11 protein-coding genes are annotated in these 15,685 nt (G+C 66.8%); 7 read left to right on the top strand and 4 right to left on the bottom strand.

What is annotated here, in order from left to right:
• The first annotated feature begins 17 nt into the window (after positions 1-17).
• Positions 18-1,400, top strand: coding sequence for an FAD-dependent oxidoreductase (locus J3E61_RS08190; RefSeq protein WP_210083221.1), 1,383 nt, complete (start codon positions 18-20; stop codon positions 1,398-1,400).
• On the opposite strand, the gene J3E61_RS08185 is transcribed toward J3E61_RS08190, so the two are convergent.
• Positions 1,397-1,864, bottom strand: coding sequence for an SRPBCC family protein (locus J3E61_RS08185; protein ID WP_192724728.1), 468 nt, complete (start codon positions 1,862-1,864; stop codon positions 1,397-1,399). The genes J3E61_RS08190 and J3E61_RS08185 overlap by 4 nt on opposite strands.
• 60 nt (positions 1,865-1,924) lie before the next feature.
• Between J3E61_RS08185 and J3E61_RS08180 the strand changes: the two genes are divergently transcribed.
• Genes J3E61_RS08180 through J3E61_RS08170 form a run of 3 tightly spaced genes read left to right on the top strand, consistent with a single transcriptional unit; the run spans position 1,925 to position 3,811 of the window.
• The gene (locus tag J3E61_RS08180; protein ID WP_192724727.1) at positions 1,925-2,299 is read left to right on the top strand and encodes a DUF427 domain-containing protein; all 375 of its coding nucleotides are present in this window, start codon (positions 1,925-1,927) and stop codon (positions 2,297-2,299) included.
• A 9-nt stretch (positions 2,300-2,308) separates the two neighbouring features.
• Positions 2,309-3,214, top strand: a complete 906-nt coding sequence (locus tag J3E61_RS08175; protein ID WP_192724726.1) for a DNA-3-methyladenine glycosylase 2 family protein — start codon at positions 2,309-2,311, stop codon at positions 3,212-3,214.
• Positions 3,215-3,253: 39 nt separating this feature from the next.
• Positions 3,254-3,811 (top strand): DNA starvation/stationary phase protection protein, encoded by a 558-nt coding sequence (locus tag J3E61_RS08170; RefSeq protein ID WP_192724725.1) that lies wholly within the window; start codon positions 3,254-3,256, stop codon positions 3,809-3,811.
• Here J3E61_RS08170 and J3E61_RS08165 read toward each other — a convergent pair.
• Genes J3E61_RS08165 through J3E61_RS08155 form a run of 3 tightly spaced genes read right to left on the bottom strand, consistent with a single transcriptional unit; the run spans position 3,797 to position 7,047 of the window.
• Entirely contained in the window at positions 3,797-4,861 is a 1,065-nt protein-coding gene (locus J3E61_RS08165) for a cupin domain-containing protein (protein WP_210083220.1), read from the bottom strand. The two genes, J3E61_RS08170 and J3E61_RS08165, sit on opposite strands and share 15 nt — an antisense overlap.
• A gap of 58 nt (positions 4,862-4,919) precedes the next feature.
• Entirely contained in the window at positions 4,920-6,230 is a 1,311-nt protein-coding gene (locus tag J3E61_RS08160) for a ClC family H(+)/Cl(-) exchange transporter (protein ID WP_210083219.1), read from the bottom strand.
• 10 nt (positions 6,231-6,240) lie between these two features.
• A complete protein-coding gene (locus J3E61_RS08155; protein ID WP_210083218.1) occupies positions 6,241-7,047 on the bottom strand; it encodes a PaaI family thioesterase in 807 nt (268 codons plus the stop codon).
• Between the two features lie 64 nt (positions 7,048-7,111).
• On the opposite strand from J3E61_RS08155, the gene J3E61_RS08150 reads away from it, so the two are divergent.
• The 3 genes from J3E61_RS08150 (at position 7,112) to J3E61_RS08140 (ending at position 15,614) form a co-directional block, all read left to right on the top strand.
• Positions 7,112-9,160: a heavy metal translocating P-type ATPase gene (locus J3E61_RS08150; RefSeq protein ID WP_210083217.1), complete on the top strand. Its 2,049-nt coding sequence runs from the start codon at positions 7,112-7,114 to the stop codon at positions 9,158-9,160.
• Between the two features lie 411 nt (positions 9,161-9,571).
• Entirely contained in the window at positions 9,572-14,155 is a 4,584-nt protein-coding gene (gene gltB / locus J3E61_RS08145) for a glutamate synthase large subunit (RefSeq protein ID WP_210083216.1), read from the top strand.
• Complete coding sequence (locus tag J3E61_RS08140) at positions 14,148-15,614, top strand: glutamate synthase small subunit (RefSeq protein ID WP_192724719.1); 1,467 nt, start codon at positions 14,148-14,150, stop codon at positions 15,612-15,614. The genes gltB and J3E61_RS08140 overlap by 8 nt, the downstream gene beginning before the upstream one ends.
• Positions 15,615-15,685: the final 71 nt, after the last annotated feature.

Raw genomic sequence — 15,685 nt, 5'->3', positions numbered from 1 at the left:
CCTGCCAGAATCGGACGGTGTCCACAGCAGGTCCGGTCAACGGTCGCGTCTCGAATTGGTTCACCGACTACCCCTCATCGCGGCCACCGCTGCCAGGACACCGCGACGCCGATGTGTGCATCGTCGGCGCCGGATACACCGGGTTGTGGACGGCGTATTACCTGAAGCGGGCCGATCCCTCGCTGCGCATCGTCGTCCTCGAGGCCCGCTTCGCCGGCTTCGGCGCGTCGGGTCGTAACGGTGGCTGGCTCTCCGGCCTGGTTCCCGGCGACCGCAACCGGATGGCCCAGCAGCACGGGCGCGAGCGCGTGCTGGCGTGGCAGCAGGCGCTCAACGAGGCCATCGACGAAGTCATCGACGTCACGACGGCCGAGGGGATCGACGCGGGCATCGTCAAGGGCGGCACCATGCAGATCGCCCGCAATGCTGCGCAGGCAGTCCGACTGGCCGCCGAGATCGACGAGGAACTCAACTGGAAGGTCGACGGCATCGCGCCGTTGACCAAAGCCGAAGCCGCCCAACGCATTCAGTTCGACGGTGTGGTTTCGGCCTACTACACACCACACTGTGCGCGGATCCAGCCTGCGCAACTGGCGCGCGGTCTGGCCGATACCGTCGCCCGGCTAGGCGTCGACATCTACGAGAAGTCGCCGGTCACCGAGATCGCGTCCGGCCGCGCAGTCACGCCCCTCGGCACCGTCAGCGCGCCGATCGTGCTGCGCGCCACGGAGGGCTTCACCGCGCGGATGCGGGGACTGCGTCGCCGCTGGCTTCCGATGAACAGCTCGATGATCGCCACCGATCCGATTCCCGAGAGCGTGTGGGCATCGATCGGCTGGGACGGCCGCGAAACCGTCGGCGACACCGCGCACGGGTTCTTCTACGCCCAGCGCACCGTCGACAACAGGATCGCGATCGGCGGTCGCAGCGTGCCGTATCGATACGCGTCTCGCACCGACGTCGACGGCGCGGTGCCCCAGCGCACCATCGAGCACCTGACCGCGACACTGCACGCGATCCTGCCGCAGGTTCGCGACGTCCCGATCGCGCACGGCTGGTGCGGTGTACTTGCGGTGCCGCGTGACTGGGAGGCCGGGATCGTGCTCGACAAGTCGACGGGTCTCGGCTGGGCGGGCGGCTACGTCGGCCATGGCGTCACCGCGACCAACCTCGCCGGCCGCACCCTGGCAGACCTGGTGTGCGATCAGCGCAGCCCGCTCACCGAGCTGCCGTGGGTCGGCCATCGGTCACGCAACTGGGAACCCGAGCCGCTGCGCTGGATCGGAGTACGCGGCATGTACCTCGCCTACAAGGCCGCCGACTGGCACGAGGCGCGGGGGCGACAGACGACGTCACCGATCGCGGTCATCGCCGACAAGATCGCAGGCCGCCCGCACTAGCTTTCGGCCTTCTCCTTCAGCCGCTGCAACGTCAGCCTGATGTGCTCGGTGTTGGCCGAGGGGCGGTCCATCACCCCGGTGGCCAGGCCGCCGGGCTTCACGAACCAGCCGGGCCGGCGGTCCCACATGCGTTCGGTCAGTCGACAGCCGTCGCCTGCGGCAGTTATGTCGTAGCGCCAGTGCGCGACGGGGATCCCGAAATAGCCGACGTCGAAGGCGAACGCCCGACCGGGTTCGGCGTCGGTGACGGTGCACTTGGTGCTCCACCGCCGGATTCCGTTGCGGTTCGTCCCCTTGAACACCGCACCGGGCCGCGCCGAGTCGCCCTTCAGCCATTTCATCGCTGCGGCCTCTTCGGCGCATGCGGCAAGCGTGGAGAGATCGGTGATCAGGTGATACACCCGCTCGGGGTCGGCGCTGATGGTCACCTCGGCCTGTGCGCAGGCGGCACCTTGATCAGTCATGGGGCGATCGTAGCGACGGCTTTGCGGAACAGCGGCCGTTGTGCCGACGTTGGCTCAGTTATGACCGACCGACCTGTACTCGAGCCCACCGAAGCGCATCCGATCACCGTCGAACCGACGGGCAAGCACGTGACCGTGCGCGTGAACGGCGACCTGGTCGCCGAAACCGACGACGCGCTGACGTTGCAGGAATCCACCTATCCCGCCGTGCAGTACATCCCGCTGCACGACGTGGTGGCCGCGCGACTGAAGGCCAGCGACACCGAGACGTACTGCCCGTTCAAGGGCGACGCCAGCTACTACCACGTCGTCACCGAGGCGGGCGCGACCGTCGACGACGTGATCTGGACCTACCAGCAGCCGTATCCGGCGGTCGCGCAGATCGCGGGACATGTCGCGTTCTACCCGGACAAGGCCGACATCACCGTCACATAGCCTGAACGGGTGCACACGTCGGTCAGCTTCGACGGGCCGGCCAGCCCGGGCCTGACGCTCGCGCCGTTGCGTCGCGGTCGCGGCGATCCCTGCTATCACGACGCTGCCGACGGGGCGATCTGGCGAACCACGCTGATGGGCAGCGGGCCGGTCACCGCGCGCCTCACGAAGTCGGCGCCCGACACCGTCGAATGTGAGGTATGGGGAACGGGCGCAACCGAATTCGTCGAATCGCTGCCAGCGCTGCTCGGCGCCGACGACGATGCGTCGGGGTTCGCGCCGACTGAGCCGACGATCGCTGCCGCACACCGGTCGGTGCCGCACCTGCGACTCGGCCGGACGGGCCGGGTGCTCGAGGCGTTGGTTCCCGCCATCCTCGAGCAGCGGGTGTACGGCATGGATGCGCGTCGTGCGTGGCGCGCGCTGGTCACCAAGTTCGGCTCGCCTGCGCCGGGGCCCGCGCCGGCCCACATGCGGGTACCGCCGCCAGGCGAGGTATGGCGGCGCGTCCCGTCGTGGGAGTTCCACCGCGCCAACGTCGACCCGGGCCGGGCCCGCACCATCGTCGGTTGTGCGCAGCGGGCGGATTCGCTGGAGCGGCTCTGTACCCGTGCGCCCGAGGACGCCCGAACAGCGCTGATGTCGCTGCCCGGCGTCGGCATATGGACGGCGGCGGAGACGGCTCAGCGGGCATTCGGCGACGCCGACGCGCTGAGTGTCGGTGACTACCATCTCGCCTCGATGGTCGGCTGGCGGCTGCTCGGCCATCCGATCGACGATCCGGCGATGGAGAAACTGCTCGAGCCGCTGCGGCCGCATCGCCATCGGGCCGTCCGGCTGCTCGAGGTCACCGGCCCTGCACACGCCCCGCGGCGGGCGGCGCGGCAAGCGATACCGAAGCTGCGCGCGCTCTAGCCACGATTACCGCCGCGCGGGTCCGGGTACCCGTCGCGCATGACTGAGTTCACCATCCCCGGCATGTCCGAGAAAGACGGCAACAAGGTCGCCGACTTGCTGCAGAAGCAGCTCAGCACGTACAACGACCTGCACCTCACGCTCAAGCACGTGCACTGGAACGTTGTCGGCCCCAACTTCATCGGCGTACACGAAATGATCGATCCCCAGGTCGATCTGGTCCGTGGTTACGCCGACGAAGTCGCCGAACGCATTGCGGCACTTGGTAAGTCGCCGCAGGGCACCCCCGGCGCGATCATCAAGGACCGTACCTGGGACGACTACTCCGTCGAGCGTGACACGGTGCAGGCGCATCTCGCAGCGCTCGACCTGGTGTACACCGGCGTGATCGAGGACACCCGCAAGTGCATCGAGACGCTGGAAGATCTCGACCTGGTTTCCCAGGACATGATCATCAGCCACGCAGGCGAGTTGGAGAAGTTCCAGTGGTTCGTGCGTGCGCATCTGGAAAACTCCGGCGGTCAGTTGGCCAACGAGGGCGCACGGACCGAGCGGGCCGCTGCAACCAAGGCGAAGAAGAAGTCACCCGTCAAGTAATTGGCGTTCTCCGACTGCGTATTCGTCGACGGGATTGTTGCGTGTGACGATGAGCGGATCGGTCTTGGTGAACGGGAAGTTCGGCAGGTCGTCGATGTGCATGTTGAACGTCGCGGCAAGCACCTCGCGGGAGTATGCACTCGCCGACGCGCGATAGCCGATGTCGCCAGGTGTGGGCTGGTCGAAGAAGATCGCGAAGTGCATATCGGGCGCATCGACGACCTCGATGTGGTGCGGGTAGGCGCGCGGAATGAAGTACACATCGCCCTCCTTCAGGCGCCAAGTGTCAAGCGTCCCATCGGGATCCATCACCGTCATCCGCGCCGAACCCTTGTGCACATAACCCATCTCGGCGGTGATCGGATGCCAGTGGGGTTCACGCATGCCGTCGGAACGGATGCGCAGCGAGTACATCGACAGGTCCTTCAGCGCCGGCCAGAACTGCAGGCGGGCCAGCCGCGCGGAGCCGACAGCGATGCCGATCGGCGGGCTCTGCGCCTCAACCGCGAACTTGTGTGGGTCGTCGAACGCTGCGGTCGCCGGAACCACCGGATCGCCGGTGCGTGCCGCCAACTTGCGGTCGGTGGTGTCCCGACGCACCTTGGCGAAGTCGGCGGCGGGCAGGTCGTAGGTGTTGCCGAGCACAGCGTCGGTCATCGCGCCGAAAGCCGCTGCCAGACCGAAGTCTTCGGGGCGCTCGCTGCGGAAGGCGAGGATGAACTCGGCTGGTTCCTGCCCGATGTTTTCGATGTGGTGCAGCGAGCCCGAGTCGATGTGGAACATGTCGCCTGCGCTGACCGTGAAGCTGGAGAACCTGCTGTAGGTGTCGAGCACCGAGACGAACGACGTGCCGGACACGCAGTAGGTGAGCTCGTTGCAATCGGCGTGCCAGTGCGGGGTTCGCATTGCCCCGGGGTTGATGACGATCCGCTTGATGGAGAGGCCCGACAAGATCGGCAGCGTGTCAGCGGTCACCCGCCTGATCGAGCCGAGGTCGTTCTCCTCGACGATCTCGCCGTCGATCAGTGAGGTGGCGTGTGCAGTTGGCATGGCCGAAAGCTTCCGCCCAGATCAGAGTTGTTGCACGCGAAATGACTAGAACCGTGCGTCAACTCTGATCTCGGTCGGGCGTCGCGTCGGGCATCCGCTCGCGCAGGCTCTCGTAAATCGGTGGCGAGCCAACGAGGTACGCGACGAACACCGCCGCCGCGGTCGCCGCCATCATCGGCACGAGCACCTCGGTGGTCGCCGTCATCTCCGTCACGACGACCATGCCCGTCACGGGTGCGCGCACGGTGGCCCCGAAGAACGCCGCCATCCCGACCAGCGCCATCGGCACCGCCAACTGCGTTGCGTCACCGGGCCATACCGCGTCGAACCCGCCGACGAACAACAGCCCCCACAGCGCGCCAACCGCAAGCAGTGGCGCGAACAGACCGCCGGGGACCGCGGCCGAGTAGGACAGCGGACCAGCGACGAACCGCACCGCAAGGATCGCGATGACCGCGGAGAGGACCAGGTGTTGTCCGCCGAGGATGCGCTGGGTCAGGTCCTCGCCGCCACCGCCCGCGAACGGGTAGGCGAACATCGCGAGCCCGATGACGGCGCCGATGATCGCTGCCTTCGCCAGGGTCGGTATCCGGCCGATGGCGCCGACGTGATCGAGGAACCACAGCACCAGCCAGTTGTAGACGGCCCCGAGACATCCGGTGAGCAACCCGAAGACGACGAAAAGGGGCAGCCACGCGAGGGCGGTATCACCGATGGACTCGACGTCGAAATCGGCGTGGTTTCCCAATATCAGCCGCGAGCAAGCGACGGCCGAGGCAGCCGAAAACAGTGTCGCCAGAACGGTTTTCAGCCGAAACGATTTGGTGACTTCTTCGAGCGTGAAAAGGGTGCCGCCGATCGGTGCGTTGAACGCCACCGCCAGTCCGGCGCCGCCCAGCGCCGTCTGCATCATCCGGACCTCGCTGTCGGGTAGCCGGGCGCGGCGCGCCGCCTCCGCTCCGATCGCCGCGCCCATATGCACCGTCGGACCCTCGCGACCCAGCACGAGTCCCGACCCGATGCTCAGCACGCCACCGACGAACTTCGCGGGAAGCAGTCGGATCAGCGGCGGCTGAGCCTCACCCAGGAACACCGCCTCGACATGCTGGATACCGCTTCCCGCGGCCAACGGCTCCCACCGCACGATCAGCGCGGCGAGGGCAGCGCCTGCCGCGGCGGCGGCCATCGGCACCAGCCAACCCGGGCCCGGCAGTTTGTGGGCCCAGTCGACTACGTCGATGCGCAGCTCATCGGCTCTCTTCAGACACCAGCGGAACGCGCCGCCGACGAAGCCGATGAGCACGCCGGCGACGATCGCCGTGACGCAGATGTGTAAGGCGCCCCGCATGGAATCGTCGGGGTCGGCCATGACGCGGATGTTATCCGAGATAGGCGGTGACGCGGGCGATGATCGCCGGCTTACCGGAGGCGTCGACGGCAAGGGCCTCCGCGACGCCGCTGCCGCGGCCGACCCTTAAAGCTCTTGCTTCATAACGGGATTCGTGACCAGCGCGAAATTGGCGCAAGAAGTTCACGCGCAGCGACGCCGTATGCAGTGGTTGATCCTCGCGGCCGTCGTTGAGAGTCGCCGAGCCCACCAGTTCCAGCGCCATCGCCGTCACCCCGCCGTGCACGATGCCCAGGCTGTTGTTCAGCACCGGATCGGAGTCCTGCACGAGGACTTTCGTCGCGCCGCCACTCTCGGCGACCCGCACCGCCATCCGGTCGGCAAGCGAACCGGGCGGGAGCGGCCCCGTCGGGCCGTCGGGAAACGCGGCGAGGTGGTCGGGCGCTGCGATGTAGAACGAGCGCACCGTGGCGGTCGCGATGACGGCGCCGCGATGGGTGAATTCGCACAACCCGAGAGCGTTGGGGCCTTTGCGGCCGCACGGTCGGCTGGTCGCGGTCACCGGGAGTTCGGGTGCCGCGGCGATATGTGCCAGCGCATCGGGTGCGACCTCGAGCGACAACTCGCTGCTGAGAGTCCATTCGCCGGGTCCCCTGCGGTGATGGTTGATCAAACCGCCGACGTGGTCTACGAGCATCGCCAGCGCCGCGATGGTCGGTTGGCCGGTCAGCGGGTTGGTCATCGCGCCCGCGGGTATCGAGGCAATGCAGCGCTGCGGGCCCTCCTCGGCCGTCACGATGCCGAAGCGGCCCAGTGGAGTGTTCAGCGGATGCGACATCGCCGTCCACAGTGACGTGCATCGGGCTGGCCTATATACCCCTAGGGGGTATATAGTCATGATCATGACCGAGACGCAGCACCAGATGCACGCCGAACATGCCGAGCATGGTCATGCGGCGCACGGCCACGGGGGCCACGGAGATCACGTCGCACAGTTCCGCAGGCTGTTCTGGACCATGCTCGTGCTCGCCGTCCCGACGGTCGCGCTCTCGGGCATGTTCGCGATGATCCTCGGCTACGCGGTGCCGGATTTCCCTGGCTCGACCTGGATCTCGCCCGTGCTGGGCACCGTGATGTACTTCTGGGGTGGCCGGCCGTTTCTGACCGGCGCGGTCAGTGAAATCCGTTCCCGCGCACCGGGAATGATGCTGCTGATCGGTTTGGCCATCACGGTCGCGTTCGTCTCGTCCTGGGGCGCCAGCATCGGCGTGTTGCCGCACAGCCTGGACTTCTGGTGGGAACTGGCGCTGCTGATCGTGATCATGCTGCTCGGCCACTGGATCGAGATGCGGTCGCTGGCCCAGACCACGTCGGCGCTGGATTCCCTGGCCGCGCTGCTGCCCGACGAGGCCGAGCGCGTCACGGACGAAGGCACAGAAACCGTGGTTCCTGCCGATCTGCGGGTCGACGATGTCGTGATCGTGCGGCCCGGTGGCAGCGTGCCCGCCGACGGCGTCATCGTCGACGGTGCCGCCGAGATGGACGAGTCGATGGTGACCGGCGAATCCCGGCCAGTGCGCCGCGGCGTGGGTGACGCCGTCGTCGCGGGCACCGTGGCCACCGATTCCGGCCTGCGTGTCAAGGTGACTGCCGTCGGGGACGACACTGCACTGGCCGGCATCCAGCGACTGGTGACCGAGGCGCAGAACTCGTCGTCGCGGGCGCAGCGGCTGGCCGACAGGGCGGCGGCCTGGCTGTTCTGGTTCGCTCTCTCGGCGGCGATCGTGACCGCGGTGGTGTGGGGCCTCATCGGGCAGCCTTCCGAGGCGGTGATCCGGACCATCACCGTGTTGGTGATCGCCTGCCCGCACGCGCTTGGCCTGGCCATCCCGCTGGTGATCTCCATTGCGACCGAACGCGCCGCCCGCGGCGGTGTGCTGATCAAGGATCGGCTGGCGCTGGAAAGCATGCGCACGGTGCGCGCGGTGCTGTTCGACAAGACCGGAACGTTGACCAAGGGCGAGCCGACGGTGACCGCGATAGCCGCGGCGGGGTCTCACAGCATCGACGACGTGCTGGCACTTGCTGCGGCCGCAGAGGGCGACTCCGAGCACCCGCTCGCCAGGGCCATCGTCGAGGCTGCGCGCCGCCGCGAGCTGAGGGTGCCCGCATCGTCGGACTTCACCTCGTCGCCGGCCGTCGGCGTGACGGCACGAGTCGACGGCCACACGATCAGAGTGGGCGGGCCGCGCATGCTCCAGGAGGCCGGCCAGTCGGAGCTGCAGGACGCGGCGCGCTGGCGTGCCGAGGGCGCCATCATCCTGCATGTGCTTGTCGACGGAGCCGTCGTCGGGGCGCTGGCACTGGCCGACGAGGTCCGCGAGGAATCGCGGCAGGCGGTCGACGCACTGCACCGGCTCGGCATCGAGGTGGTGATGATCACAGGGGACGCGCAGGCGGTGGCGGACGCGGTCGGCGCTCAGCTCGGTATTGACCGAGTGTTCGCAGGTGTAAGGCCCGAGGACAAGGCCGCCAAGGTGGCACGGCTGCAGGACGAGGGGCTGTCGGTCGCGATGGTCGGCGACGGCGTCAACGACGCACCCGCGCTGGCCCAAGCGGACGTCGGCATCGCCATCGGCGCGGGCACCGATGTGGCGATCGCGTCGGCAGGCGTGATCCTGGCCAGCTCCGACCCGCGCTCGGTGCTTTCGGTGATCCAGCTGTCCAAGGCTTCGTATCGCAAGATGCAGCAAAACCTTTGGTGGGCAGCGGGATACAACTTGATCTCGGTGCCTCTTGCCGCCGGGGTGCTGGCCCCGATCGGGTTCGTCATGCCGATGTCGGTAGGGGCGATCTTGATGTCGATCTCGACCGTGGTGGTGGCGCTCAACGCTCAACTGCTGCGGCGCCTGGATTTGCGGCCGGAGGCCAGTGTGGCGGCCATTCTCTAAGAATCTGAGAAGGCTTTTCGCAAACTGGTTGCTCGCAGTCATCGCTGGGTACACCAGTTGCATGTCCATCACAGCAAATCTTGTGGATGAATGGGCCAAAGATGTGATCTACCACTCACAACATCGGCAGGGCGCCCAGCCCCGCGAAAGCCCAACAGGGGCAACGTTATTCGATTGTTATCGACGCCGAAATCGTCGGCAAACCCGATCCGCACGACGAGTATAGTTAGGTCTGACTAAGTTGGCATGTCAGGCGGTGTTTGTCATATCGTTTTCTCCACTTGTGGCGAGTGGGATAGGGCCGTCGTTCGATGCTGCACGAAGGCACCTCCATCGCCGATCCGGCTAATGCCGTCGTCGACGGCTGCCTTGTAGAAGCTTCGTAAGGCGTTGAGAAAAGGACAGGTGGGAATGGCGCCCAGCAGTCAAGGGCTGTACAACCCCGCGTTCGAGCATGACGCGTGTGGCGTGGCAATGGTGGCCGACATGCACGGCCGCCGCAGCCGCGACATTGTCGACAAGGCCATCACGGCCCTGGTGAACCTGGAGCACCGCGGTGCTCAGGGCGCTGAACCGCACACCGGGGACGGTGCGGGCATCCTGCTTCAGGTTCCCGATGAGTTCCTGCGCGCCGTGGTCGAATTCGACCTGCCCGAATACGGCAGCTATGCGACCGGTATCGCGTTTCTGCCGCAGTCGTCCAAGGATGCCGCCGCGGCCTGCGAGTCTGTCGAGAAGATCGTCGAGGCCGAGGGCCTCGAGGTGCTGGGCTGGCGCGATGTGCCCACCGACGAGTCGTCGCTGGGTGCGCTGGCCCGCGACGCGATGCCGACGTTCCGCCAGCTGTTCATCGCCGGTGCCTCTGGCATGGATCTGGAGCGCCGTGCGTACGTCGTGCGCAAGCGCGCCGAGCACGAGCTCGGCACCAAGGGCCCCGGTCAGGACGGCCCCGGCCGCGAAACCGTTTATTTCCCAAGCCTTTCCGGTCAGACCTTCGTCTACAAGGGCATGCTGACCACGCCGCAGCTCAAGGCGTTCTACCTTGACCTGCAAGACGATCGGCTGATGAGCGCCCTGGGCATTGTGCACTCGCGCTTCTCGACGAACACGTTCCCGTCATGGCCGCTGGCCCACCCGTTCCGGCGCATCGCGCACAACGGTGAAATCAACACGGTCACCGGCAACGAGAACTGGATGCGTGCCCGCGAGGCGCTGATCAACACCGATGTGTTCGGTTCCGACAATCTCGACAAGATCGTCCCGGTCTGCACGCCGGGCGCATCGGATACCGCACGCTTCGACGAGGTGCTCGAACTCCTTCATCTCGGCGGGCGCAGCCTGCCGCACGCGGTGTTGATGATGATCCCCGAGGCGTGGGAGCGGCACGAGTCGATGGATCCGGCGCGCCGCGCTTTCTACCAGTACCACGCGTCGCTCATGGAACCGTGGGACGGCCCGGCGTCGATGACGTTCACCGATGGCACCGTGATCGGGGCGGTGCTGGACCGCAACGGCCTTCGCCCGTCACGCATTTGGGTCACCGAGGACGGCCTGGTCGTGATGGCGTCCGAGGCGGGCGTGCTGAACCTCGACCCCTCCACCGTGGTCAAGAAGATGCGGCTGCAGCCCGGGCGCATGTTCCTGGTCGACACGTCGGCGGGCCGCATCGTCGCCGACGAGGAGATCAAGGCCGAGTTGGCCGCCGAGCAGCCATACCAGGAATGGCTCGACGCCGGCCTGTTCCATCTCGAAGAGCTGCCGCCAGGCGATTACGTCCGCATGCCCCATCACCGGGTTGTGTTGCGCCAGCAGATCTTTGGCTACACCTACGAGGAGCTCAACCTGCTGGTCGCGCCGATGGCGCGGACGGGCGCCGAAGCGCTGGGCTCGATGGGCACCGACACCCCGGTTGCGGTGCTGTCGCAGCGGCCGCGGACGCTCTACGACTATTTTCAGCAGCTCTTCGCACAGGTCACCAACCCACCGCTGGACGCGATCCGCGAAGAGGTGGTGACGAGCCTGTCGGGCACCGTCGGTCCGGAGGGCGATCTGCTCAATCCGACGGCGGAGTCGTGCCGCCAAATCACGCTCTCGAACCCGATCCTGCGAAACGCGGAACTGTCGAAGCTGATCTGCGTGGATCCCGACCACGAGATCCGCGGGCACAAACACGGCATGCGCGCGGCGGTGATCCGCTGCCTGTACCCGGTCAACCGCGGCGGGCAGGGCCTGCGGGAAGCGCTCGACAACGTCCGGGCCAAGGTGTCGGCCGCCATTCGTGACGGCGCGCGGATCATCGTGCTCTCCGACCGCGAGTCCGACGAGACCATGGCGCCGATTCCGTCGCTGCTGAGCGTTTCGGCCGTGCACCATCACCTCGTTCGCGACCGCACCCGCACCAAGGTCGGGCTCGTCGTCGAGGCGGGCGACGCTCGCGAGGTGCACCACATGGCGTGCCTCGTCGGCTTCGGCGCCGCGGCGATCAACCCCTACATGGCGTTCGAGTCCATCGAGGACATGATCGATCGCGGCGCGATCAAGGGCATCACCAGCGACCAGGCCAAGGCCAACTACGTCAAGGCCGCGGGCAAGGGTGTGCTGAAGGTGATGTCCAAGATGGGCATCTCGACGCTGGCTTCCTACACCGGTGCGCAGCTGTTCCAGGCCATCGGCGTCAGCCAGTCGCTGCTCGACGAGTACTTCACCGGCCTCACGTGTCCGGTCGGTGGCATCGATCTCGACGACATCGCCGACGACGTGGCGGCCCGCCACGCGCTGGCCTACCTCGACCGACCCGACGAGTGGGCACACCGCGAACTCGAGGTCGGCGGCGAGTACCAGTGGCGCCGTGAGGGCGAGTACCACCTGTTCAATCCGGACACGGTATTCAAGCTGCAGCACTCGACGCGCACCGGTCAGTACTCGATCTTCAAGGAGTACACCGCTCTCGTCGACGACCAGAGCGAGAAGATCGCGTCGCTGCGCGGCCTGCTGAAGTTCAAGGATGGCGTGCGACCGCCGGTGCCGCTGGACGAGGTGGAGCCGGCCAGCGAGATCGTCAAGCGCTTCTCGACCGGAGCGATGAGCTACGGCTCGATCTCCGCCGAGGCGCACGAGACGCTGGCGATCGCGATGAATCGCCTTGGCGGCCGGTCGAATTCGGGTGAGGGCGGCGAGGATGTCCGTCGCTTCGAGCACGACGAGAACGGCGACTGGCGGCGCAGCGCCATCAAGCAGGTGGCCTCGGCGCGCTTCGGTGTCACCAGCCATTACCTGACCAACTGCACCGACATCCAGATCAAGATGGCCCAGGGCGCGAAACCCGGTGAGGGCGGACAGCTTCCCGGCAACAAGGTGTACCCGTGGGTGGCCGAGGTCCGGCACTCCACGCCGGGCGTTGGCCTGATCTCCCCGCCGCCGCACCACGACATCTACTCGATCGAGGATCTGGCGCAGCTGATCCACGACCTGAAGAACGCCAACCCGCAGGCGCGCGTGCACGTGAAGCTGGTGAGCGAGAACGGCGTCGGCACGGTGGCTGCGGGTGTGTCCAAGGCACACGCCGACGTCGTGCTGATCTCCGGTCATGACGGCGGCACCGGCGCGACGCCGCTGACGTCGCAGAAGCACGCGGGCGCGCCGTGGGAGCTCGGCCTTGCCGAGACGCAGCAGACATTGCTGCTCAACGGGTTACGCGATCGCATCGTCGTGCAGGTCGACGGCCAGCTCAAGACCGGACGCGACGTGGTGGTCGCCGCGCTGCTCGGTGCCGAGGAGTTCGGTTTCGCCACCGCACCGCTGGTGGTGTCGGGCTGCATCATGATGCGGGTCTGTCACCTCGACACCTGCCCCGTCGGCGTGGCCACCCAGAACCCGGTGCTGCGGCAGCGGTTCACCGGCAAGCCGGAATTCGTCGAGAACTTCTTCATGTTCATCGCCGAGGAAGTCCGGGAGATGATGGCGCAGTTGGGCTTCCGGACCGTCAACGAGATGGTCGGTCAGGTCGGCTCGCTGGACACCACGAAGGCCGCCGAGCACTGGAAGGCCTACAAGCTGGACCTGACGCCGGTGTTGCATGAGCCCGAGTCGGCGTTCATGAACCAGGATCTGTACTGCAGCTCGCGCCAGGACCACGGCCTTGACAAGGCGCTGGATCAGCAGCTGATCGTGCAGAGCCGCGAGGCCCTCGATTCTGGCACGCCGGTGAGGTTCTCCACCACGATCGCCAACACCAACCGCACGGTGGGCACGATGCTGGGCCACGAGTTGACGAAAGCATATGGCGGACAAGGACTGCCGGACGGCACCATCGACATCACGTTCGAGGGGTCGGCGGGCAACAGCTTCGGCGCGTTCGTGCCGAAGGGCATCACGCTGCGCGTTTACGGCGACGCCAACGACTATGTCGGCAAGGGCCTTTCCGGTGGCCGCATTGTGGTGCGGCCGTCGGACAACGCGCCCGCCGACTACATCGCCGAGGACAACATCATCGCAGGCAACGTGATCCTGTTCGGCGCCACCAGCGGTCAGGTGTTCCTGCGCGGTGTGGTGGGCGAACGGTTCGCGGTCCGTAACTCCGGTGCGCATGCGGTCGTCGAAGGCGTTGGCGACCACGGCTGCGAGTACATGACGGGCGGCAAGGTCGTCATCCTCGGGCCCACCGGACGCAACTTCGCCGCAGGCATGTCGGGCGGTGTCGCGTACGTCTACGATCCCGCGGGCGAGCTTGGTGAGAACCTCAACGCCGAGATGGTCGACCTCGACGAGATGGACGCCGACGACATTCAGTGGCTGAAGGACATGATCCAGGCGCATGTCGATGCGACGGACTCGGCTGTGGGACAACGTGTCCTGTCCGATTGGGAGAACGAACTGAAGAACTTCACCAAGGTGATGCCGCGCGACTTCAAGCGAGTGCTCGTGGCCATCGCGGAAGCGGAACGGGACGGCGCGAACGTCGACGAGGCGATCATGACGGCGGCGGCCAATGGCTGATCCCAAGGGCTTCCTCAAGTACACCAAGCGCGAGACCCCGCAACGTCGGCCGGTCCCGTTGCGGTTGATGGACTGGAAAGAGGTCTACGAGGACTTCTCCCACGACGTGCTGCAGGAGCAGGCCGCCCGATGCATGGACTGCGGTATCCCGTTCTGTCACAACGGTTGTCCACTCGGGAATCTCATCCCGGAGTGGAACGACCTGGTGCGCACAGACCGCTGGCGCGACGCGATCGAGCGGCTGCACGCCACCAATAACTTCCCTGAGTTCACCGGCAGACTGTGCCCGGCCCCGTGTGAGGGCTCCTGCGTGCTCGGCATCAACCAGGACCCGGTGACCATCAAGCAGGTCGAGGTCGAGATCATCGACAACGCCTTCGACCAGGGCTGGGTCGTCCCCCTGCCGCCCGACAAGCTGACCGGCAAGACCGTCGCGGTCATCGGATCCGGGCCCGCTGGTCTGGCCGCCGCACAACAGCTGACTCGCGCCGGCCACAAGGTGACGGTGTTCGAGCGCGACGACCGCATCGGCGGCCTACTGCGTTACGGCATCCCGGAATTCAAGATGGAGAAGCGCCACATCGACCGACGCCTCGCGCAGATGGAGGCCGAGGGCACCGTCTTCCGCGCCGGCGTGAACGTCGGTGTCGACATCACTGCCGCGCAGCTGCGGTCGGAGTTCGACGCGGTGGTGCTGGCCGGCGGTGCGACCGCGTGGCGCGATCTGCCGATCCCCGGCCGCGAGCTGGACGGTATCCATCAGGCGATGGAGTTCCTGCCGTGGGCGAACCGGGTGCAAAACGGTGATCCGGTCGTCGACGAGAACGGTCTGCCACCGCTGCACGCGAAGGACAAGAAGGTCATCATCATCGGCGGTGGCGACACCGGCGCCGACTGCCTTGGCACTGTGCACCGGCAGGGCTGCGCCAGTGTGCACCAGTTCGAGATCATGCCCCGCCCGCCGGAGACCCGCGCGGACTCCACACCGTGGCCCGTGTACCCGCTGATGTTCCGGGTGTCCTCGGCGCACGAGGAGGGCGGCGAGCGCGTCTATTCGGTCAACACCGAGGAGTTCGTCGGCAGCGACGGCCATGTCACCGGACTGCGTGGACACGAGGTCGTGATGAACGCGGGCAAGTTCGAGAAGGTCGACGGCACCGACTTCGAGATGGAAGCCGACCTGGTGCTGTTGGCGATGGGCTTCGTGGGCCCCGAGCGCGAAGGACTGCTGACGGACCTCGGCGTAGAAATTAACGAGCGCGGCAACGTCGCACGCGACGCGAATTTCGCCACCAACGTGCCGGGCGTCTTCGTCGCGGGCGACATGGGCCGCGGGCAGTCGCTGATCGTGTGGGCAATCGCCGAAGGGCGTGCGGCCGCGGCGGGCGCGGACCGTTACCTGATGGGGGAGACGGCGCTTCCTGCGCCGATCAAGCCGACGGCCGTTCCGCAGCGCTAGCCTGTGCGTTAGGTAGCTAAGGGCTGCGACACGCAGCGGAATGAGCGGCATTTGCGTCGGGTCGCGAGACA

The sequence above is a fragment of the Mycobacterium sp. OAE908 genome (assembly GCF_017872775.1).
Taxonomy (GTDB): Bacteria; Actinomycetota; Actinomycetes; order Mycobacteriales; family Mycobacteriaceae; genus Mycobacterium.
This window is presented reverse-complemented; position numbering and strand designations above follow the sequence as displayed.

Excerpts from the sequence above, each read along its gene's own strand:
- J3E61_RS08185 (WP_192724728.1), bottom strand. The coding sequence starts at position 1,864 with ATGACTGATCAAGGTGCCGCCTGCGCACAGGCCGAGGTGACCATCAGC.
- J3E61_RS08180 (WP_192724727.1), top strand. The coding sequence starts at position 1,925 with ATGACCGACCGACCTGTACTCGAGCCCACCGAAGCGCATCCGATCACC.
- J3E61_RS08170 (WP_192724725.1), top strand. The coding sequence starts at position 3,254 with ATGACTGAGTTCACCATCCCCGGCATGTCCGAGAAAGACGGCAACAAG.
- J3E61_RS08165 (WP_210083220.1), bottom strand. The coding sequence starts at position 4,861 with ATGCCAACTGCACACGCCACCTCACTGATCGACGGCGAGATCGTCGAG.
- J3E61_RS08160 (WP_210083219.1), bottom strand. The coding sequence starts at position 6,230 with ATGGCCGACCCCGACGATTCCATGCGGGGCGCCTTACACATCTGCGTC.
- J3E61_RS08155 (WP_210083218.1), bottom strand. The coding sequence starts at position 7,047 with ATGTCGCATCCGCTGAACACTCCACTGGGCCGCTTCGGCATCGTGACG.
- J3E61_RS08150 (WP_210083217.1), top strand. The coding sequence starts at position 7,112 with ATGACCGAGACGCAGCACCAGATGCACGCCGAACATGCCGAGCATGGT.
- gltB (WP_210083216.1), top strand. The coding sequence starts at position 9,572 with ATGGCGCCCAGCAGTCAAGGGCTGTACAACCCCGCGTTCGAGCATGAC.
- J3E61_RS08140 (WP_192724719.1), top strand. The coding sequence starts at position 14,148 with ATGGCTGATCCCAAGGGCTTCCTCAAGTACACCAAGCGCGAGACCCCG.